We start from the raw sequence: 20,580 nt of genomic DNA on the forward strand, positions 1-20,580 counted from the left end.
TGCGACTTCCCCGCTCGGGCTCCGACGCCGAATCCCCGGCGGCCGGATGCGCAGGGAAGGTGAACGCGATGGGCTGGGGAAACGGGCCTCCGACATGGTCGGAGATGGAGCGGGTGCTCTCCGGCAGGCCGGGACGGAACCCGCCGGAGGCGATGTACCCCGGCGACGGCAGCGACAGCCCGGCCTGGTCCCGCAAGCGCGGCGAGTACCGCGCCGGCCCGATCTCCCGGGACGAGACGCCGACCGTGCCGTACGCGGAGCTGCATGCGCACTCGGCCTTCAGCTTTCTCGACGGCGCGAGCCCGCCCGAGGAACTGGTAGAGGAGGCGGTCCGGCTGGGGCTCGAGGCGATCGCGCTGACCGACCACGACGGGCTCTACGGGGTGGTGCGGTTCGCGGAGGCGGCCAAGGAGCTGAACATGCGCACCGTCTTCGGTGCCGAATTGTCCCTGCCGTCACACGATGCGGACTCGGCCGGTTCGCGGACCGGGACGCCGGACCCGGGCGGCACTCATCTGTTGGTGCTGGCACGCGGGCGGGAGGGCTACCGGCGGCTGTCGCGGCAGCTCGCGGCGGCGCACCTGGCGGGCGGCGAAAAGGGCAAGCCGCGCTACGACCTGGACGCGCTGACCGAGGCGGCGGGTGGGCACTGGCAGATTCTCACCGGCTGTCGCAAGGGGCACGTGCGTATGGCGCTCGACTCCGGGGGCGCCTCGGCGGCGGAGGCGGAGCTGCGCGGACTGATCGAGAGGTTCGGCAGGGACCGGGTCGCCGTCGAGCTCACCCACCACGGCGTGGCCGAGGACGATGAACGCAACGGTGCGCTGGCCGAGCTCGCCAGGGCGGCGGGGCTGCCCGTCATCGCTTCCACCGCAGCGCATTTCGCCGGTCCGCCGCGCCGACGCCTGGCCATGGCGATGGCGGCGGTCCGCGCCAGGCAGAGCCTGGACGAGGCGGCCGGATGGCTGGGGCCGACCGGCGGCGCGCACCTGCGGTCCGGGGCGGAGATGTCCCGGCTGTTCGCCGCGCATCCCACCGCGGTGCCGGGCGCGGTCGAGCTGGGCCGCGAGTGTTCCTTCGACCTGCGGCTGATCGCGCCCGAGCTACCGCCGTTCGAGGTGCCCGAGGGGCACGACGAGAACAGCTGGCTGCGCGAACTGACGATGGTGGGCGCCCGGCGGCGCTACGGCACCCCCGAGCAGCGGCCAGACGCCTATCGGCAGATCGAGCACGAGCTGACGATCGTCGCCCAGTTGGGGTTCCCGGGGTATTTCCTCGTCGTGCACGACATCGTGTCCTTCTGCCACCGCAACGACATCCTCTGTCAGGGCAGGGGATCGGCGGCGAACTCGGCCGTCTGCTACGCGATCGGCATCACCAACGTCGACCCGGTCGGGAACAAGCTGCTGTTCGAGCGGTTCCTCTCGCCCGAACGAGACGGCCCACCCGACATCGACGTCGACATCGAATCGGATCGCCGTGAGGAGGCGATCCAGTACGTCTACAACCGCTACGGCCGCGCCTATGCGGCGCAGGTCGCGAACGTCATCACCTACCGCGGCAAGATGGCGGTGCGGGACATGGCTCGGGCACTTGGCTTCTCGCAGGGCCAGCAGGACGCGTGGAGCAAGCAGGTCAGCCGATGGACCGGCGTCTCTCAGGAGACCGATACCGACATCCCGCCCGCGGTGTTGGAGCTCGCGGGCCAGATCGAGGGCCTGCCCCGGCATCTCGGCATCCACTCCGGCGGCATGGTGATCTGCGACCGTCCGATCGCCGACGTGTGCCCGGTGGAATGGGCGCGGATGGAGAACCGGAGCGTTCTCCAGTGGGACAAGGACGACTGCGCGGCGGTGGGGCTGGTCAAGTTCGACATGCTCGGGCTCGGCATGCTCTCCGCGCTGCACTACATGATCGACCTGGTCGCCGAGCACAAGAATCTCGAGGTGGATCTGGCCAGGCTGGACCTGTCCGAGGAGGCGGTCTACGAGATGCTGCAGCGCGCCGATTCGGTCGGCGTGTTCCAGGTGGAATCCCGCGCCCAGATGGCCACCCTGCCGCGACTGAAGCCGCGCAACTTCTACGACCTGGTGGTGGAGGTGGCGCTGATCCGTCCCGGGCCCATCCAGGGCGGCTCGGTGCACCCGTACATCCGGCGCCGCAACGGGATCGAGCCGGTCACCTACGATCACCCGTCGCTGGAGAAGGCCCTGGCGCGGACCCTGGGGGTGCCGCTGTTCCAGGAACAGCTGATGCAGATGGCGGTCGACGTGGCCGGGTTCACCGCGGCCGAGGCCGACCAGTTGCGCCGGGCGATGGGGTCCAAGCGGTCGCCGGAGCGGATGGAACGGCTGCGCGGCCGGTTCTACGACGGGATGCGCGAACTGCACGGCGTCACAGGGGAGGTGGCGGACCGGATCTTCGAGAAGCTGTACGCCTTCGCGAATTTCGGCTTCCCGGAAAGCCATTCGCAGAGCTTCGCCGCGTTGGTGTTCTACTCGGCCTGGTTCAAGCTGCACCACCCGGCGGCCTTCTGCGCAGGCCTGCTGCGGGCCCAGCCGATGGGGTTCTACTCCCCGCAGTCGCTGGTCGCCGACGCCCGCAGGCACGGGGTCCGGGTGCACGGGCCGGACGTGAACGCCAGCCTGGCGCACGCCACGCTCGAGGGCGACGGACTGGAGGTCCGGCTGGGTCTCGGGGAGGTGCGGCACATCGGTTCGGCACTGGCGGAGAAGATCGTGGCGGCCAGGTGCGAGGGCGGTCCCTACACCTCTCTGCTCGACCTGACCGGTCGGGTGGAACTGACCACCCCGCAGGCGGAGTCGCTGGCCACCGCGGGCGCGCTCGGCTGTTTCTCCGGGTCGCGCAGGCAGGCGCTGTGGGCGGCGGGGGCGGCCGCGGGGGAGCGGCCGGGCCGGCTGCCGGGCATGGGTGCCTCCACCGTCGCGCCCACCCTGCCCGGGATGAGCGACGTCGAGCTCGCAGCCGCGGATGTGTGGGCGACCGGGGTCTCGCCGGACTCCTATCCCACCGAGTTCCTGCGCCCCCAGCTCGAGGCGCTGGGCGTGACCCCGGCATCGGGATTGCTGGCGGTGCCCGACGGCGACCGGGTGCTGGTCGGGGGAGCGGTCACCCACCGCCAGCGCCCGGCCACCGCGGGCGGAGTCACCTTCATCAACCTCGAGGACGAGACGGGGATGGTGAACGTGGTCTGCTCGGTGGGGCTGTGGGCCCGATACCGCACGCTCGCGCACACCGCGCCCGCGCTGCTGGTCCGAGGAAAGGTGCAGAACGCGGAGGGTGCGGTGACGGTGGTGGCGGACCGGCTGCAGCGGATGGACCTGCGGATGACGGGCAGGTCGAGGGATTTCCGGTGAACCGAACCGAGTGATCGCCGAGCGGCGTGTCGGAGTTCCGTCCGCCGGCGCCCACCGGCTTAGCATCCCGGTATGAAGGCTCCCGCGCTCGCCACGATCCTGATCCTGATCGCGTTGTTGGCGGGGTGCAGTGGCGGCGAACCCGAGCAGTCGCAGTCCGAGTCGCAGTCGTCGCTCGCGGCCGGTGCCGATGCCGGCACCGCACCCGATGCGAAGCTCGCCCCGGCGCCCGCGGAGGGCCTCGCCGAACGTCAGGAGGTCACCACCGGCACGGTCTCGCTCACTTCGGCCGATCCCGTCGACACCGGCCATGCCGTCGTGCGCATCGTCGAGGATGCGGGCGGACGGGTCGACGACCGGACCGAGCGGCCGCGGACCGACGACACCGAGCCGAGCAGTTCGCTGACGGTTCGGATCCCGGCGGACCGCCTCACCGCCACCCTCGACGAGATCTCGGACCTCGGCGAGGTGACCGGGGTGAGCGTCAGCAAGAGCGATGTCACCATGCAGACCCAGGATCTCGACGCGCGGATCGGTGCCCTGCAGGCCTCGGTCACGCGACTGCAGGGGCTGATCGTGACCGCCGCGAACACTGCGGATCTGATCGAAGCCGAGAACGCGCTCGCGGAGCGGCAGGCGGAACTCGACAGCCTCGTCGCGCAGCGGCGCGCGCTGTCCGACCAGGTCGAGCTCGCGACCATCTCGATCGACATCACCACCGACGGGCCGGACAGCGCGGACCCGGACAGCTTCTTGGACGGCGTCGTGGCCGGGTGGCACGCGCTGCTGTCCGCGCTGCACGGACTGATCGTCTTCCTCGGCCGGGCCGTCCCCTGGATTGGCTTCGCCGCGCTGGTCGTCCTCGTCGGGTACGCCGTCGTGCGGCTGGTACGCAGGCGCTGACCCCCGGCGTCCCGGTGTGGCCGGTCACGTCCACGGCCGAACAGATACCCTAGGGGGTATAATTTGGGTCGACTGAGAGGAGTCGCAGTGAAGGTCGTCATCGTGGGTGGGGTCGCCGGAGGTATGTCCGCCGCGACCAGGTTGCGTCGCCTGGACGAGGAGGCGGAGATCGTCGTCTTCGAGCGCGGTGCGCACGTGTCGTTCGCGAACTGCGGGCTGCCCTACTACGCGGGAGGGGTGATCGAGGACCGGGAGGCGCTGCTGCTGCAGACCCCGGAGAGCCTTGCCGCCCGGTTCCGGCTCGACGTCCGGGTGCGCAGCGAGGTGGTCGCAGTCGACCCCGTCGCCGGGACGGTCACCGTCCGCGATCTGCGGACCGGCGACGAGACCGTGGAGCCGTACGACTCGCTGGTGCTCAGCCCCGGCGCGAGCCCCATCGTCCCCGACATCGAGGGCGTGGGGCGCGCGCTGGTCCTGCGCGACGTCGAGGACGTGGACCGGTTGGTCGGCGCGCTCGATGCCGACGCCCGCACCGCGGTGATCGTCGGGGCCGGGTTCATCGGCGTCGAACTCGCCGAGAACCTGCGACGCCGAGGACTCGAGGTCACCGTCGTCGAGCTGGCCGACCAGGTGCTGGCCCCACTCGATCCCGAGATGGCGTCGCCGGTCGCGGATGAGCTGCGCGGCAACGGCGTCCGGCTCGAGCTCGGCACCCAGGTGACCGGAATCGGCGCGGACGCCGTGACCCTCGCCGACGGCAGGCTGGTCCCGGCCGACATCGTCGTGATGGCGATCGGCGTGCGGCCGGAGACAGCGCTGGCCGTCGGCGCGGGCATCGAGATCGGGCCCCGCGGCGGCATCGTGGTCGACGAGAGCATGCGCACCTCCGCGGCGGGGGTCTACGCGGTCGGCGATGCGGTCGAGAAGACCGACGCGCTCACCGGCGGCGCCGGATTGGTCCCGCTGGCGAACCCCGCGAATCGGCAGGGCCGGCTGGTCGCGGACGTGATCGCGGGCAGGCCGGTGAGGGCGCGTCCCGTTGTCGGCACCGCGATCGTCGGGGTGTTCTCGCTGATGGTGGCCGCGGTGGGCTGGAACGAGAAGCGGTTGCGCGCCGCGGGCCGCGGGTATCGGGCCATCCACACACACCCGCAGTCGCACGCCGGCTATTACCCGGGCGCGCAGGGCATGTCGCTCAAGCTGCTCGTCGACCCGGACACCGACGCGATCCTCGGTGCCCAGGGCGTCGGCGGTGACGGTGTGGACAAGCGCATCGACGTGATCGCCACCGCCATGGTCGGCGGCCTCACCGCCGCCGAACTGGCGGACCTCGAACTGGCATACGCGCCGCAGTTCGGTTCCGCGAAGGACCCGGTGAACATGCTCGGCTACGTCGCCGACAACCTGCGCACCGGCACCACCACCACGGTGCAGTGGCACGAGCTGCCCGCGCTGGTCGAGGCCGGTGCGGTGCTGGTGGACGTGCGCACCCCTGCCGAGTTCGCGTTGGGCTCGATCCCCGGCGCGGTCAACATCGAGCTAGACCAGTTGCGCTCGCGCGCAGCCGAATTGCCGGAGGGCGAGCTGATCGCGGTCTGCCAGGTCGGCCAGCGCGGCCACACGGCGACCCAGCTGCTGCGTCAGCTCGGGCGCAGGGTGCGCAACCTGGACGGCGGCTATCGCACCTGGCAGGCCGGGCGGACGCCAGTCGCCGAGTTGGTCTAGCTAGCTCTCGTCGTCGGTGGGTGCCCGGCCGGTGTCGCCGGTCGGGGGCTCGTCCGTGGAGTCTGCCGAGGCTGCGGAGTCGGAGGCATCGGCGGTGTCCTCGTCGAGCACGCTCACCGTCACCCCGTACGGCAGGAACCGCACCAGTCGCCTCGGGTCGGTGTTGTTCTTGTGAATCCGCAGTGCCTCGAGCTCCGTCGCGAACACCTGGTCCACCCGGGCGGACCCGTCCTCGTCCACGGTGTAGATGGCCCACACGCCGTCGCCGGCATCACCCGTGGTCTCCGGCCGCGGTCGGGGCCACGACGTGCTGGTTCCCACATTGAACGAGTGCGAGTAGGGGATGCCCGCATCGTCGAGGAACCTGCCGAATTTCTCGGCCGCGTCGCGCAGTCCCGCACTGGCCTCGCGGGCGATGCGCTCGATGTCTTCCGGATCGATGCCGAACGGTCCCCTGCTACCCATGGCAATTCTCCTGCGGTGTCGCCCCGGCTCGTCGTCGACCCGGGATTCAACTCCAGTGTGGCCGCAGCGCGTCGGTGGCGCCAGGCCCGCGGGTCATCGAGGCGCGGACTCCTGTTCGGCGAGCGCGCGGCGCGACTCCTCGTGCAGCACCTCCAGCAGCTCCTGCTCCAGAGCGACGAACTCCGGCGAGGTGACGACGGACAGCTCCCGAGGCCGCGGCAGGTTCACCCGCACCTCCCGGCGCACGGTGGCGGGCCGGGCCGACAGCACGATCACCCGATCGGAGAGGTAGACCGCCTCACGGATGTCGTGCGTGATCATCAGGACCATCCACCGGTACCGCTGCCACACCTGCTGCAGCCAGTCCTGCATCTCGGTGCGGGTCAGCGAATCGAGCGCACCGAACGGCTCGTCGAGCAGCAGCAGCTCGCGGTCCTGGACGACCGTGCGCAGCATCGCGGCTCGTTGGCGCATCCCGCCCGACAGCTGGAACGGGCGGGCGTCCTCGAACCCGGACAGGCCGAAGATCGGGAACAGCTCGCGGGCGCGGCGCCTGGCCTCCCGCTTGTCGATCCCCTGCACCTCGAGCCCGAGCGCGGTGTTGTCGAGGACCGTTCGCCACGGGAACAGCAGGTCCTTCTGCGGCATGTATGCGCTGTGCGGGGTTCCCGACGCGGCCCCGTCGCCGACCAGCACCCGGCCCGAGTCCGGCGAGTCCAGCCCGGCGAGGATGTTGAACACCGTGCTCTTGCCGCAGCCGCTCGGGCCGATGACGGAGACGAACTCGCCTGGGGCGGCGTCGAAGGACACCCGGTCCAGCACGAGGCGCGAACCGGTGCCGTGTCGACGGGCGGCACCGCCGCCGAGTCGATGGGCGGCACCGCCGCCGCGCCCGGGCAGCGGATACGACTTGGTGATCGCCTCGAGCGAGATCCTCGATCCCCGTGCCTCAGCCATGGCCGTGCTCCATCCGGGACCACGGGGCAACGACCCGCTCCACCGCGAACGTGAGCAGGTAGAGGGCGATGCTGATGACGGCGGTGATCAGCACCGCCGCCAGCACCAGGTCGGTACGGAACGAGTTCTTCTGCAGGCTCATGTAGATGCCGAGTCCCTTACTGGCCCCGACGTACTCGGCGAACACCGCCCCGACGACGGCGTAGGTGATGCCGATTCGCAGCGCGGTGAAGAACCGCGGCAGCGCGGACGGCAGCCGGACGTACCGGAACACCTGCCAGCGCGTGGCGCGCATGCTGCGCAGCAACGCGCCTGCCTCCCGTTCGGTCGAGGCGAACCCCTCGATCAGCCCGATCGCCATAGGGAAGAAGGTGGCCAGCGCGATCACCAGGACCTTCGGCAGCAGGCCGAACCCGAACCAGATGATCATCAGTGGGGCTATCGCGATGATCGGCAGCGTCTGCGAGGCCACGAACAACGGCACGAACGCGCGGCGCAACCACGGCGAGAAATCCACCAGGATCGCCAGCGCCCACGCCAGGACCAGCGACACCGAGAACCCGATCAGGGTCACCGTCAGCGTGGCGCCCGCGTGCACGGCGATCTCCTCGCGGTGCCCCCAGCCCTGCTGCGCGACGCGCACCGGTGACGGCAACAGTTGCGGACGGATCCCGCTGACATCGACATAGATCTGCCAGGCGACGACCAGCGCCGCCACCACCACCAGGGCGGGGGTCAGTCTACGAAGGGCCGAGGTAGTCATTGGTGAAGTACGTCGACCAGTCGGGTTCGGTGGTCAACGTGTTGCCGTCCGGGCCGGCGAGCAGTCCGTGCTGGTAGAGGAATTCGGAGTTGCCTGCCCATTGCGGCAGGGTCTGGGTGCCGACCTTCCCGGCCGCGTCCTTCATGTACTGCGAGGCGAGCATCCGCTGGCTCTCGACCACCAGTGACTCGTCGTTGAAGGCGCCCGGGTTGGCCTCGACGAGCATCTTCGCGGCCTCGTCCGGGTTGTCAGCGGCGAACTGGTAGCCCCGCTGTAGCGCCTGGACGAACTTGCGGGCCTGCTCGGGGTGCGATGCGAGCCAGTCCTCGTTGCCGTCGACCACGATGGCGTAGGCGTCGGGGAACCCGTAGTCGGTGTAGCGGAAGTACCGCATCGGGGTGCCCGCGTGCTCGGCCTCGATGCCCTCCCATGCGAAGTACGAGACGGTGAAGTCGGCCTTGCCCGAGTAGACGGCGTCGTACGCGGACGTGCCGAGGGTGACCGAGTTGAAATCGCCGGTGCCGCCGTCGTTTCGGATCACCTGGCGGAGCGTCTCGTTCTCTCCCGGATCGCCGAACCCGGCGTAGGTCTTGCCGTCGAGGTCCTTGGGGCTGACGATGTCGGCCCGGTCGGCGCGGACGCCGATCGCGGTCGCCCAGTGCTGCAGCGGCGCCAGGACAGAGATGGTGTGCGCGCCGGAGGCGCGGGAGAACGTCGACGCGTCGTGGGTGCTGATCCCGAACTCGGCGTTGCCTGCGTCGACGAGGGTGTCTACCGCGGTGTTGTTGTACGGCAACACCTCCACGTCCAGCCCGGCGTCGGCGAAGTACCCCTGCTGCTGCGCAACGAAGAGCCCGGTGTGGTTGGTGTTCGGGGTCCAGTCGAGGGCGAACCGGATGGTCTCCCCGGAATCGGTGTCGGAGCCACACGCGGTGAGCAACGACAGCGAGGACAGCGCGACGACGGCGCCCGCGAGCGCGCGGCGGATCCGGGCGCTCACGGCGCGGGCCAGGGCTGCGGGTGGAGCGCGGTGTCCCAGAACAGGAGTTCGTACCGCGTCGCGACGGTGAACGCCTCGACCATCGCCTCGCGCTCGCCCGGGGTGGCGGCGGCCGCGGCCGCGTCGACCAGGGTGCGGGCGGTCGCCGCGGCCGTCTGGAACTCCTCGGCGTCGTAGGTGGACACCCACTGCGCGTAGGGATGTCCGGGATCGGCGGCCAGCACCTTCGCCGCGCTCGCGGCCAGGTCGCGCCCGACCTCGGCGTAGATCCAGAAGCACGGCAGGATCGCCGCCGCCGCGACCGGGTACGGCTCGGTGGCCGCCGCCGCGATCAGGTACGAGACGTAGCCGAGGCAGGTCGGGGAGTGGCGGGCTTCCTGCTCGGCGGGCGGCAGCACACCGCCCGACAGCAGGTCCTCGTGCAGCGAGGTCTCGACCACGGCCGCGCTGGCGGCGGAGGTGGCCCAGAAGGCGGCGGACGCCGGGTCGGGTGCCCGCGAGGCGAGGACGGCCAGCGCCTTGGCGTACCCGCTCAGGTACAGCGAGTCCTGCTCGACGTAGAAGCGGAAGACATCCAGCGGCAGGCTGCCGTCGCCCAGACGGCGCAGGAACTCCAACTCGTCGATCGCGACGCGCAGCGCCTTGGTGTGATCCCAGAGGTGTTCGGTGAAGCGGTCAGTTCGAGCGACCTGCAAGCAGTCGCCAGCGGTGTTGTTTCGAGCGACCTGCAAGCAGTCGCCAGCGGTGTTGTTTCGAGCGACCTGCAAGCAGTCGCCAGCGGTGCCCCCCGTGGTGGGCGTATGCGAAACCATGACATCCCTTCGTCAGCATTACCTGGCCAGGTTCTCGGGTCTGCTCTCAGCCCCGCGACTTGCGGAGCACCCCGTGTCTCAACACGGCTGACATTAGCATCCGTGCAGGCCAGGGCCGCACCCGCCCGCGTTCACATACCCCGGCGGGTACCATTGGAGTCGACGGATCCGGACGTGAGAACAGGGAGTGGCGCAATGACGGGTGACGAGGAGAGCATCGCGTTGGTGCTCAACAGGCTGCGGCGCGCGCAGGGCCAACTGGCGGGCGTCATCTCGATGATCGAGAGCGGCCGCGACTGCAAGGACGTGGTGACCCAGCTCGCCGCGGTCTCGCGTGCGTTGGACCGCGCCGGCTTCAAGATCGTCGCTACCGGCCTGCGCGATTGCCTGTCCGGAACCAACCGGGACAACCAGGAGCCGATGACCGAGGCGGAGCTCGAGAAGCTCTTCCTGGCGTTGGCCTGACGCCTGGCCGCGCCACCGGCGGTCCGCCGGACCCCGAACGCCCGCTCGGGCGTCGTAAAGAAATGGGAACCGGGCGCTCTTGCCGTCGTGTCGCAACGCCCACCTGAACGTCGGCATAGCAAGATGTAACCCGGCCGCGCGCTGAATGATTCGGCGCGCGGGCGGTGATCTGTTCATACCGAATGAGGTGTTGGCGTGTCCGTGGGAATTGGGCTCAGGGTGGGCAGCATCGTGTCGCACACGGTGATCGCGTCGAACGGCGTGGGAACCCCGGACCCCATAGTCATCGTCCGCGACACGGTGCTGCATGTTGGCTCGGATGGGAGCACCGTGCTCGGCGGTGTCGGACAGGACGGTGGGACGGAGCACACGCTGTCCGGGTTCCTGTCGAGAGTGGGCGACCCCGAGGGGGTCGCGGCGAGCGACGGCACCCGCTATCGGGCGGAGGACGTGGTCGCGACGGCGATCAGCAGCCTGTTGCACGAGTGTGAGCCGCTGCCGGACCACGGTGGTCGGGACGGCGGCACGCCGCACGTCTGGGCGACCTACCCGTCCAACTGGGATTCCGAGTCCGTGGCGGACCTCCGCGAATCGCTCGACTACGGCGGCATGCCGCAGATCACGCTGGTGTCCGACGCCGAGGCGACGTGTGCCTGGTTCGAATCCGAGGTCGCGGAGACACCGGGCCAGCTGATCGGGACGTATCACGCGGACGACGCGGGAACGACCGTGAGCCTGGTGCGCTCGGGTGTCCTGGTCGGTCGCTCCTTCCGGTTCCCCGCGGGCAGCGGGACGTCGCCGACCGCGCAGCTCTCCACCGCGCTCGGGGCCTTCGGGTGGTTGCCCTCGAACCTCGACGCCGTGATCGTGACCGGGGACGGACTGGTGGCGCGGGACACGGTTGCCATGAAGGGCGTCGCGACCGCGCTGACCGACCGGCTCGGCGTGCACAGCGTGGTGGGCCCGGGTCCGGAGCAGGCCGCCGCGCTGGGTGCGGCGATCCTGGCCGCCGGATTCCAGACCCCGGCGATGGCGATCCGACGGATCGGCCTGCCGCCGTCGTATGACGTCACCGAGGTGATCAGCGCGATCCCGGGTTCGGTGCGCGAGGTGACCGACGCCCACGAACGTTCGAGCCTGCTCACCGCATCCGCGGTCGGGGCGATCCAGGCCGTTCGGGAGGGCGACGCGGACGCAGATCCCGACGGCGACGCGGACGCGGACGCACCCTCGGGAGGTGGCAGGCCGGTGATGCTGGCCGGCGCGCTCGCGCTCATCGCGGCGGTCGCCCTGATCGGTGCGGTGCTGGTGTTCCTGCTCTGACGCCGCGCGACGGCGGGGCTCAGGGGACGGGGACGAACAGTGCCCTCGTCCACACCCCGCGCGCGGTGTTCGCGGCGACCACGGCCCAGATGGCGAGCAGCGATGCGAGCAGGGCCACGGAAAACCACTGGACGGCAACGGAATCGGTTGCGATCCCCAGCGCTCCCGCGCCGACGGCGCAGGCACCGAGCGGGAAGGTGAAGCTCCACCAGCTCATCGAGAAGCGGAGCCCGTGGCCCGCGGCCCGTGCGGTGAGCAGACACGCGTAGCCGAGGACCAGCGCGCCCACACCCGCCATCGCGGTGCCGTAGGCGATGCCGAACGCGCGGAGCCCGGCGGCCGCGCCGGACGAGACCGTGGTGTCGGAGACCCGTCCGAGCAGGTTCGCGGCGGCGATCGACTGCCCGATGATGCCCAGCGGGATCCACATGGTCGGGATGGCCTGCACGGCGGGCAGCCCGGTGCGGGCGAGATGCCGGATCACCACCGCCATCGTCACGACGGCCGCGGTCAGGGCCATCGCGAAAAGGGCGTAGCAGCCGATCAGCATGGCGAGCCGGGCCTGGCCCTCCGGCAGGTGGGGGATGAGCGCGGCCCCGGTGGTGGCGGACACCATCGGCGGCACCACCGGCATCAGCCACACGGGACCGGGAGTGCCGCCGGACAACATGCGCGGCGGCACGACGACGGCCGCGGTGACCCCGGCCACGGTGCCGAGCGCCCACAGGACCGCGGCGACCACGATGGCGGACGGGCCGAAGATCTCGGTGCCGACGGCCGCGGTGCCCGCGCCGACGGTCAGCACGGCCATCGGCAGTGCGCCGTAGAAGGGCGCCATCGCCGGATTGCGGGCGTAGCCGAGTGCCTGCTCGCGATGGCGCACCCAGTGGGTCGCGAATGCGACCGAGAGCAGCAGCAACGCGGCGGTCGCCAGCACCCAGAACCCCCGCGCGATCGAGTCGCGGCCCGGCAGATCTACCGGGAGCGAGGCCGCGCCCACCGCGATGATCCCGGTGCCCATCACCACCGCGAACCAGTTCGGCGTCAGGTGCGCCAACGCGGGGCTGCGGCGGGCGGTTGTGGCGGGGGCGGGGGCGGTCGTGAGCATGATTAAAGACTGCCGTCCGGACGTCGGCGCCGGTAGACGGCTTGTGGTTGGCTTGTCACAACTTCTGGTTGTGGCGGCCTATTCTGTTGGTATGCCGTTGTCCCCGCGTGTCCCCGAACTCGCCGCCCTCGACGTCCTGGTCTCCGTCGCCCGGCTCGGCAGCATGGGGGCCGCGGGTCGCGAACACGGACTCAGCCAACAGGCCGTCAGCGCCCGGATCCGCTCGGCCGAACGGCTGCTCGGGATCAGGGTGTTCGACCGCGCCACCACCGGCGTCACCCCGACCTACGAGGGCGGGCTCGTGCTGGAGTGGGCGGCGGGCACGCTCGCCGCCGCCGAGGAGCTGGCGTCGGGGATCTCGGCGCTGCGCGGCGAGCGCGAGGCCAACCTGACGGTGGCGGCGAGCATGACGATCGCCGAGTACCTGGTGCCGGGCTGGACGGTGACCATGCGGCGCAAGAACCCGACCGTGGTGACCTCGGTGCGGCTGCTGAACTCGACCGACGTCGCGGCACAGGTGCTGGCGGGGGAGGCGGACCTCGGCTTCGTGGAGGGGCCGGACGTGCCGGCCGGACTCCATGCGCGGGAGGTGGCGCGCGACGAGTTGGTGGTGGTCGTCCCTCCCGGGCACCCGTGGGCGAGCGCGGCGCCCATCACCCCGATCGAACTCGCCAGGACACCGTTGATCCAGCGCGAGTTCGGTTCGGGGACAAGGAACACGCTCGAGAACGCCGTACCCGGGTGCGTGGACCCGCTGCTCGAGCTCACCTCGTGCACGGCGGTCAAGGCCGCCGTCGTCGCGGGCAACGCGCCCGCCGTGGTGTCCTCGCTGGCGGTGGCGGCGGACCTGACGGACGGACGACTGGTGTCCGTCGAGGTGCAGGGCCTTCGGCTGCCGCGCCGGCTGCTCGCGGTGTGGTCCGCTGATCGCGGCCTGCGCGGGCCCGCCCGCGACTTCCTCGACATCGCGGCGGGGTGAGGGCGCCGGTGTCCGGACCCCGCGTCGTCGCCGCGCAGATCAAGCCGAACAGCAAGAAGGGGCCGCTGGTCGAGGTCCTCGAGGACGGCACCCTGCTGCTGTACGTGCGCGCACCGGCGGTGGAGGGCAAGGCCAACAAGGCCGCCGAGGAGTTGCTCGCCGCGCATCTGGGCCTGCCGAAGAGGTCTGTGCGGCTGATATCCGGGCAAACCTCCCGCCACAAGCGCTTCGAGGTGCAGGATTGACCCGTGTCCGAATGGGACGGTGAGGGGTACGCAGAGGTCAGTGGCCTGCAGCGGACGCTGGCCGAGAGGTCGCTGTCCGGTCTCGAGCTGACCGGCACCGAGCGTCTGCTCGACGTCGGGTGCGGCGACGGGTTCATCACGCTCGCCCTGGCCCGGCGGTTGCCGCGGGGGTCGGTGGTCGGTGTCGACGTCTCGGCGAAAATGATCGACAAGGCCCGGTCGAGGCCGGTGCCCGATGGGGCGTCCGCGACCTTCCTCGTCGCGGACGCGCGCGAGCTGCCGTTCGAGGACGAGTTCGACGTTGTGGTCTCGTTCAACGCGCTGCACTGGGTGAGCGAGCAGCGCCGGGCGCTGGCCGGCATCGCCCGCGCCGCGCACCCCAGCGCGCGGGGGATCATCCAGATGGTGTGCGCGAGCGAGCGGCCGAGCCTCGAGTCGGTGGCCATGCGCGTGTGCCGGGAGCAGGCGTGGGCCGCCTCGTTCGCCGAGTTCGAGGCGCCGTTCACCCACGTCGACCCTGCCGCCTATCCGGAGCTGGCCGCGTCGGCCGGCCTCGTCGTGACCGACCTGCGGACCTCGGATCTCGACTGGGACTTCGGATCGCGGGACGAGTTCTCCCGCTGGTGCGCGGTGGGTTTCGCGGCCTGGACCGCCCGGCTGGACGAAGACCGGGTGCCGCGGTTCGTCGACGACGTGGTGCGCGCCTACGAGGAGGTCTCGGGCGGTCCCGGCCTGTTCCGGTTCACCCAGATGCGGGTGGCGTTCGCCGTGGCGACCGGGCCACGCTAGCTCCCGCCCGCGAAGCCGTGCTGGCGCCAGGCCTCGTACACGACGACGGCCGCGGCATTGGACAGGTTGAGCGAGCGCCTGCCCGGGACCATCGGGATCCGCAGCTGGGCGGTGACGTGCGGGTCCGCGAGCACCTCTGCCGACAGCCCGGTCGGCTCGGGGCCGAACAGCAGCACGTCGCCCGGTTGGTACTCGACGTCCGCGAACGAGGTCTGCCCGTGCGCGGTGAACGCGTACACCCGCTCGGGTGCCAGCGCGGCCCACGCCGCCTCGAGGTTCTCGTGCACGGTCACCGAGGCCAGGTCGTGGTAGTCCAGGCCCGCCCGGCGCAGCTTCGGCTCGGACAGGTCGAAGCCGAGCGGACCGACCAGGTGCAGCTCGCACCCGGTGCCCGCGACAAGTCGGATCGCGTTGCCGGTATTCGGTGGGATGCGAGGCTCGTGGAACATCAATCGGAACACAACATCGGTACGGTACTCGCATGTCGCACCGCCCATGAACAACGGTCGTGATGTCGGCAGCTGCGGTCGTCGCGGGCCGCGGATGAGTCGACCTCACCTATCGACCATGACAGAGAATCATGCAGTGGTGGGTCGGCACGCGCGTATGGCCACCAAGTCGCCAGCGAATGATCTCGTCTCTTTCGCCGGATCGATTCCGAGCCCAATGTGATGACGCCGTCCTCGAAGTCGAGGGCGGTGATCACCAATGGCGGGCCCGACTGGGCTTCACGCGGACTGGATTGGTTGACAGAGGTACTCACCCAAGACTCTGGTGGCCAACTGCTCGCACTGGCCCGGAACCTTGGGGCAACTCATCGCGCAGCCGGTAGCGACGATAGCCCGATCATGCGCCGGCCAGCCCGACGTCCGGCCGGGGTGATGGGCGCTGACGACGAACGGGATCTGCCGACGACGCCGACGATGTCTGCTCCACGTGGGGCGGGAAGTTCACTTCACGGACGTGGTATTTCCGTGCTCAGTGCGGCGAGCTTTCGCACGCCTGCAGGGTAGAGACGCTTGCCGGCGACCAGCGCGGCGATCGCACCGAGGTAGACCAGCGGGGTGAGTTGCATAGCCCCGAGCAGTCCTACGCGGTCGGCGAGGACACCGACGACGAATGGTCCCAGTGCCATTCCCAGCAGGTTGTAGGAAACGGCGAGCGTACCCATTGCGGAGGCTCGGACAGAGGAGTGCGTGAGATTGGCTACCATCGCCGCGGATGGGCCGGACGCCCCACCGGAGAAGAAGGCGCCGATTCCGACAAGGACCATTTGAGCGGCCCCGGTACCGACGCGAAATCCAACCGTCAGGAATACGAGCGAGATCATGCAGAAGACAATCGCGGCGGTCCACTTGCGGCTGGTGTCGATACGACCGACGCGGTCAGTAATGATGCCGCAGATCACCATTCCGCTGCCGACGAGCAACACAAAGATCGACGCCATCACCCCGGCGTTGGCAGGGGCGAAGCCGTAATAGCGGTTGAAAAAGCTTGGGAGCCATGACAGCAACACTCCGGCGGTGAACAGATGCAGTCCACCGCCGATGTATGCGCACAGGACCGCTGGATTGGTGAACAGGCTCGAGACCGGCGCGCGGTACCTCGCCGGTGTCGCAGCAGTGGCTTGGTGCAAGTCGTCGGCGGCATGCTGGGCGAGTTTGCGTTCGGTGATCAGTGCCCGGTACAGCGCCACCAGGACCAAACCGAAGACCGCCATGGCAGCGAATGACCAACGCCAGCTCAGGTGGACGGCGATGATCCCGCCGAGTGCGACACCGATGACCGACCCGAATGATCCGCCGGCCATGAAGGCCCCGCTGAGGGTGGCGTGCAATCGGGGGGCGAAGACGCTGAGCACGACCGCGATGCCGACGCTGGTGTAGGCGGCCTCGCCCACTCCGACGAGGAACCTGGCGCCGAGCATCTGCTCGTAGCTGGTGGCCACCGCACACAACAATGTCGCCATGCTCCAGAGAACCGCCATGAGAATCAGGCTCTTGACCCGGCCCAACCGGTCGGCCAGCAACGACAGCGGCAGGGTGAGGAGGCCGACCATGAGCGCCACGATGCTGGAAAGCGAGGCGAGCTCGGAATCAGACAGAGCCCATTCGGTTTTCAAGAACGGGAAGACGGCGCTGAGAACCTGCCGGGACATGTAGTCCGCGAGCAGCAGACCGAAGGTGAGGGCGAAGACGATCCACGGATACCTCGTCGACTGGGCGCCCGGCCCGACGAAGGGAGCGCCGGCCAGGTGTTCGGGGGATTGGGCACGCAGTCCCATTGGTGCTCCTAAACTAGTGGCCGATCGTGGCCTCGGGCAGGTCGCGGCACGTGGCGCCAGCCGCATCGGATGAGGCATCGCCGAGCTGCGCATGAAGGAACGGCAACACAATTTCGTTGACCTTGTCGGGCGCATCCAGCCAGGGCCAGTGCCCAGTCCCAGGCACGATTGCGACCTGCGCGCCAGGGAAGCTCTCCAACTGCCGCCGGGCAAAGTCGACGGGGAAGAAGGGATCGTCCGCGCCCCACACCACGAGCGCCGGAACTTCCAGATCTCGTAGCGGGCCCGTCAAACTGCTCTCGAGGACGGAAAGATCCATCGACCGGTACATCTGGAGCACTGCCTGTTTGGTACCACCCGGGGCGGCGTGGTCCGCAATCTGGTTCAGCCAATTCTCGGGCAAGGCGGGGTTCTTGCGCCCGATTATCGCCCGGTTGACCTGCCTGGTCATCAGCAGTTGCACCAGTTCGCCGACGAACGGGGTTCGCCACAGACGAGCGAACCCGTGCCAATGCGAGTCCCTGTTGATCCCGGTGTCGATGATCGTGACACTGGCTACCTGCTGCGGATGAGCGGCGGCCCAGGCGAGCCCCCACGGACCCCCGAAATCGTGGAGGACCAGGTGCGCACGCTTGACCCCGAACTGCTTGACGATGCCGTCGAGGTGTGCTGCCTGCGACTGCACGTCGTAAGCTTGATCCGCTCGGCGCTCGGCGTCGCCGAAGCCTGGCATGTCGGGGGCGATCACCCGAGCGAATGTTGCGACTTTCATCAGAATCGGATCCCAGTCGCCGGCCGAACCGGGATTTCCGTGCACGAAGAGCACGACCTCCTCGGAACCCAAGTGGCAGTTGGTCTTTACCGGCGACCGGACGTCTCCTACCACAATCTGCATCTCTTCAAGCATTGTCTTCTCCAGGTAGCGTTGCCCCATCGGGCCAGTGATCATCAGGTAATTGGCTGCCGTCCCGGGTCGCATTTCGCGATGGGCCACCAGTGCCGGCGCAGTCGGATGTGAATACGCAACTAGGCGAGGCTGCGTTTGAGAATCTTCCCTGTGGCGGTCATCGGCAACGACGTCACGAACTGGATTTGCCGCGGGTACTTGTAGGCGGCCATCTGCGTCTTGGTCCAGTCGATCAGCTGACCTTCGGAGATATCCGCATCCTTGTCGAGGATGATGAAGGCCTTGACCTCCTCGCCATGACTTTCGTGTGGTACTCCGACCACCGCCGCCAGCGAAACCGCCTCGTGCGCCATGAGCACCTCCTCGATCTCCCGGGGGTAGACGTTGAAACCACCCCGCACGATCATGTCCTTGGCCCGGTCGACGATGTAGTAGAAGCCGTCCTCGTCGCGGCGGGCTAGGTCCCCACTCCGGAACCAGCCGTCGCGCATCACTTCCTCGGTGGCCGCGGGCCGGTTGTAGTAGCCCTTCATCACGTTGTGGCCACGAATTGCGACCTCTCCCACCACGTCCGCTCCGGTGAGAACGTTCCAATCGGTATCGATCAATCGGACCTGCACGCCCCATATCGGCGTGCCGATCGACCCTGATCGGGCGTCGCGCTCGGAATCGCTGAACACCGCAAGCGGTGACGTTTCCGAGAGTCCGTAACCCTCGAGGATCTGGACCCCGAATCGCTCGTTGAACTGCTTGAGGATCTCTACCGGCATCGACGCTCCGCCGGAGATCGCCTTGCGCAGATTCTTCGCGATTCGTTCCACGTCGGTTCCGTCGTCGAGCGTGCCGAGAATATCGAGCAAACCCCAGTACATGGTCGGTACGCCGGCGAAGACAGTCACGGTCTGTTCGTTCATGATCTGCAAGGCAGACTTGGCGTCGAACCGCGGCAACAGGATCAACGTCGCGGCCACCGAAAACGCCGCATTCATGTTCACGGTCTGACCGAAGGTGTGGAAGAGCGGTAGCGCGGTCAAATGCGTGTCGTGCCGGCTTGGCTGGGAGTCGAAAAGGCGGTTTGACGCCAGCGCATTGAGCACCATGTTCGAGTGAGTGAGCTCGGCGCCCTTGGGCCGGCCGGTGGTGCCGCTGGTGTAGAGGATCACCGCGGTATCGGTGGCCTCCCGTAGCGAACTCGCGAATGTAGTGGGTTGGTCCGCCAACGCCTGCGCCAGAGTGGTGCTGCCCCCGGTGACAGGCACATCGTCCGCGCTGATTACGAACAGATCCTCACAGGTCGGGGTCCATTCGTAGCCTTCCCGGGCGAACTCGGCGATCGGCAGGTCCGATGTGCCCTCGAAGCAGAAATGCGCCTTGGCATCCGAATCGGCCAGGTGATAAGCGATCTCACGACCCTTGAGCAGGACGTTCAGCGGCACCACAACCGCGCCGGCCTTGAGAATTCCGTAGTAGAGAATCGGAAACCACGGCACGTTCGGGAGGGAAAGCGCCACCTTGTCGCCGGGTTGGATCCCGCGTGACACGAGCAGGTTGGCTACCTGGTTCGAGGCGGCGTCGACCTGGGCGTAGGTGAACCGCCGTTCGCCGTGGACGATCGCGTCACGGTCCGGGTACCGCCGGGCGGAATCTTCTAGAAACATGGACATATTCAGCATGTGGCGTCTCTCTTGGCTGGCTGGCGCTTCCGCCGGCGGTGTCTTCAGTCGGCCCGCGGCGGCGCACGAGCGGCCCGGCGGTCACCATGTCAACGCCGGGCCGCCGGGTGTGGGCAGGTCTGCGCGGGCGCCTGAGGAAGTGGTACGCCGGTGGCGGCGGCACGGTCTCCGGCGGGCGTAGACGAGGAATCCCCTAGAAGGGTCGGTGCGGCAGCGGCTTGATCAGGTGTTCGAGCAGGGGCGCCGACTGTGCACAGGTGAGCACCTCGGAAGGGGCGAGTCGGATGTACTCCCGGGTCGATGCGTCGACCTCCCACACGTCCTCACCGATGAGGCGGCCCTCGTCGTCGTAGGGCCAGTTCATGTACTGACGGTTCTTCATCAGGTAGGTCGCCTGCGGGTCGACGTCGATACCCTCAGCCACCAGCGAGGATCCTGGAGTCTGCTGGTAGAGCACGAAGTCGGTGCAGATCAGGTTGTCGCCGACAGCGATCTTTTCGTGCTCGACGTAGAAGATGCACTCCCCGGTGCCAGCCCATTCGCTGTAGATGCTCTTGATCGCGTCGGCACCCTCGAGCCTGATCGTGCGTCCAAAGGTGTTGAAGTTGTAGACAGGGTTCTCGACCATCATGTCGGGCGCGAAGATCTCCTCCCAGCGGCCGGCGACCTCGAGGTTGCGGTGCCGGTTGTAAGCATGCAGCAGGTACTTGTGCCGCGGGTTGTCGGTCCGCTCGATCAGCTGCGCGACCGCGATATTTGTCTTGGTGACGTCGAACCTGCTCATTGTGATTCCTTTCAGAAGCTG

At 68.9% G+C, this 20,580-nt stretch carries 19 protein-coding genes; 8 read left to right on the top strand and 11 right to left on the bottom strand.

Translation table 11 applies throughout. From position 1 onward, the window contains the following. Nucleotides 1–68: 68 nt before the first annotated feature. The 3 genes from C8K38_RS06075 (at nt 69) to C8K38_RS06085 (ending at nt 6,005) form a co-directional block, all read left to right on the top strand. Nucleotides 69–3,377: an error-prone DNA polymerase gene (locus tag C8K38_RS06075; RefSeq protein ID WP_097210646.1), complete on the top strand. Its 3,309-nt coding sequence runs from the start codon at nt 69–71 to the stop codon at nt 3,375–3,377. 72 nt (nt 3,378–3,449) lie between these two features. Continuing rightward, complete coding sequence (locus tag C8K38_RS06080; RefSeq protein WP_097210426.1) at nt 3,450–4,280, top strand: DUF4349 domain-containing protein; 831 nt, start codon at nt 3,450–3,452, stop codon at nt 4,278–4,280. An 87-nt stretch (nt 4,281–4,367) separates the two neighbouring features. Next, nucleotides 4,368–6,005, top strand: a complete 1,638-nt coding sequence (locus C8K38_RS06085) for an FAD-dependent oxidoreductase (RefSeq protein WP_097210427.1) — start codon at nt 4,368–4,370, stop codon at nt 6,003–6,005. Here the strand turns inward: C8K38_RS06085 and C8K38_RS06090 are convergent, their stop codons facing one another. The 5 genes from C8K38_RS06090 to C8K38_RS06110 all read right to left on the bottom strand — a co-directional run bounded on the left by C8K38_RS06090 (nt 6,006) and on the right by C8K38_RS06110 (nt 9,885). After that, entirely contained in the window at nt 6,006–6,470 is a 465-nt protein-coding gene (locus C8K38_RS06090; RefSeq protein WP_245221166.1) for a hypothetical protein, read from the bottom strand. A gap of 93 nt (nt 6,471–6,563) precedes the next feature. After that, the gene (locus C8K38_RS06095) at nt 6,564–7,427 is read right to left on the bottom strand and encodes an ABC transporter ATP-binding protein (protein ID WP_097210428.1); all 864 of its coding nucleotides are present in this window, start codon (nt 7,425–7,427) and stop codon (nt 6,564–6,566) included. Further along, nucleotides 7,420–8,190, bottom strand: coding sequence for an ABC transporter permease (locus tag C8K38_RS06100; protein WP_097210429.1), 771 nt, complete (start codon nt 8,188–8,190; stop codon nt 7,420–7,422). Before C8K38_RS06100 ends, C8K38_RS06095 begins: the two co-directional genes overlap by 8 nt. Further along, entirely contained in the window at nt 8,168–9,190 is a 1,023-nt protein-coding gene (locus C8K38_RS06105; RefSeq protein WP_373560227.1) for an ABC transporter substrate-binding protein, read from the bottom strand. The genes C8K38_RS06100 and C8K38_RS06105 overlap by 23 nt, the downstream gene beginning before the upstream one ends. Continuing rightward, complete coding sequence (locus C8K38_RS06110; protein WP_245221167.1) at nt 9,187–9,885, bottom strand: TenA family protein; 699 nt, start codon at nt 9,883–9,885, stop codon at nt 9,187–9,189. Before C8K38_RS06110 ends, C8K38_RS06105 begins: the two co-directional genes overlap by 4 nt. A 312-nt stretch (nt 9,886–10,197) precedes the next feature. Between C8K38_RS06110 and C8K38_RS06115 the strand changes: the two genes are divergently transcribed. Beyond that, nucleotides 10,198–10,467: a metal-sensitive transcriptional regulator gene (locus C8K38_RS06115; RefSeq protein WP_027501746.1), complete on the top strand. Its 270-nt coding sequence runs from the start codon at nt 10,198–10,200 to the stop codon at nt 10,465–10,467. Between the two features lie 195 nt (nt 10,468–10,662). Further along, on the top strand, nt 10,663–11,790 hold the full coding sequence (locus C8K38_RS06120) for a hypothetical protein (protein ID WP_257017076.1): 1,128 nt from the start codon (nt 10,663–10,665) through the stop codon (nt 11,788–11,790). A 19-nt stretch (nt 11,791–11,809) separates the two neighbouring features. Here C8K38_RS06120 and C8K38_RS06125 read toward each other — a convergent pair whose 3' ends face one another. Further along, nucleotides 11,810–12,898: a TDT family transporter gene (locus C8K38_RS06125; RefSeq protein ID WP_097210431.1), complete on the bottom strand. Its 1,089-nt coding sequence runs from the start codon at nt 12,896–12,898 to the stop codon at nt 11,810–11,812. 91 nt (nt 12,899–12,989) lie between these two features. Between C8K38_RS06125 and C8K38_RS06130 the strand changes: the two genes are divergently transcribed. The 3 genes from C8K38_RS06130 to C8K38_RS06140 are packed head-to-tail and all read left to right on the top strand — an operon-like array spanning nt 12,990 to nt 14,911. Continuing rightward, nucleotides 12,990–13,877 (top strand): LysR family transcriptional regulator, encoded by an 888-nt coding sequence (locus tag C8K38_RS06130; protein ID WP_077040915.1) that lies wholly within the window; start codon nt 12,990–12,992, stop codon nt 13,875–13,877. 8 nt (nt 13,878–13,885) lie between these two features. Next, nucleotides 13,886–14,122: a DUF167 domain-containing protein gene (locus C8K38_RS06135; protein ID WP_097210649.1), complete on the top strand. Its 237-nt coding sequence runs from the start codon at nt 13,886–13,888 to the stop codon at nt 14,120–14,122. A 3-nt stretch (nt 14,123–14,125) separates the two neighbouring features. Then, nucleotides 14,126–14,911 carry a class I SAM-dependent methyltransferase gene (locus C8K38_RS06140; RefSeq protein WP_097210432.1) on the top strand — a complete coding sequence of 262 codons (786 nt, stop codon included), beginning with the start codon at nt 14,126–14,128 and terminating at the stop codon, nt 14,909–14,911. Here C8K38_RS06140 and C8K38_RS06145 read toward each other — a convergent pair. The 5 genes from C8K38_RS06145 to C8K38_RS06165 form a co-directional block, all read right to left on the bottom strand. Then, nucleotides 14,908–15,372, bottom strand: coding sequence for a tRNA (cytidine(34)-2'-O)-methyltransferase (locus C8K38_RS06145; RefSeq protein WP_097210650.1), 465 nt, complete (start codon nt 15,370–15,372; stop codon nt 14,908–14,910). The two genes, C8K38_RS06140 and C8K38_RS06145, sit on opposite strands and share 4 nt — an antisense overlap. Nucleotides 15,373–15,866: 494 nt before the next feature. Continuing rightward, a complete protein-coding gene (locus tag C8K38_RS06150) occupies nt 15,867–17,195 on the bottom strand; it encodes an MFS transporter (protein WP_097210433.1) in 1,329 nt (442 codons plus the stop codon). A 13-nt stretch (nt 17,196–17,208) separates the two neighbouring features. Further along, nucleotides 17,209–18,144, bottom strand: a complete 936-nt coding sequence (locus C8K38_RS06155; RefSeq protein ID WP_179800457.1) for an alpha/beta fold hydrolase — start codon at nt 18,142–18,144, stop codon at nt 17,209–17,211. Between the two features lie 77 nt (nt 18,145–18,221). Next, nucleotides 18,222–19,775, bottom strand: coding sequence for a long-chain-fatty-acid--CoA ligase (locus tag C8K38_RS06160; RefSeq protein WP_097210435.1), 1,554 nt, complete (start codon nt 19,773–19,775; stop codon nt 18,222–18,224). Between the two features lie 193 nt (nt 19,776–19,968). Next, nucleotides 19,969–20,559, bottom strand: coding sequence for a hypothetical protein (locus C8K38_RS06165; protein ID WP_097210436.1), 591 nt, complete (start codon nt 20,557–20,559; stop codon nt 19,969–19,971). Between the last annotated feature and the right edge of the window lie 21 nt (nt 20,560–20,580).

Origin of the sequence: Rhodococcus sp. OK611, assembly GCF_003050885.1 — a bacterium.
Taxonomy (GTDB): domain Bacteria; phylum Actinomycetota; class Actinomycetes; order Mycobacteriales; family Mycobacteriaceae; genus Rhodococcus_G; species Rhodococcus_G oryzae.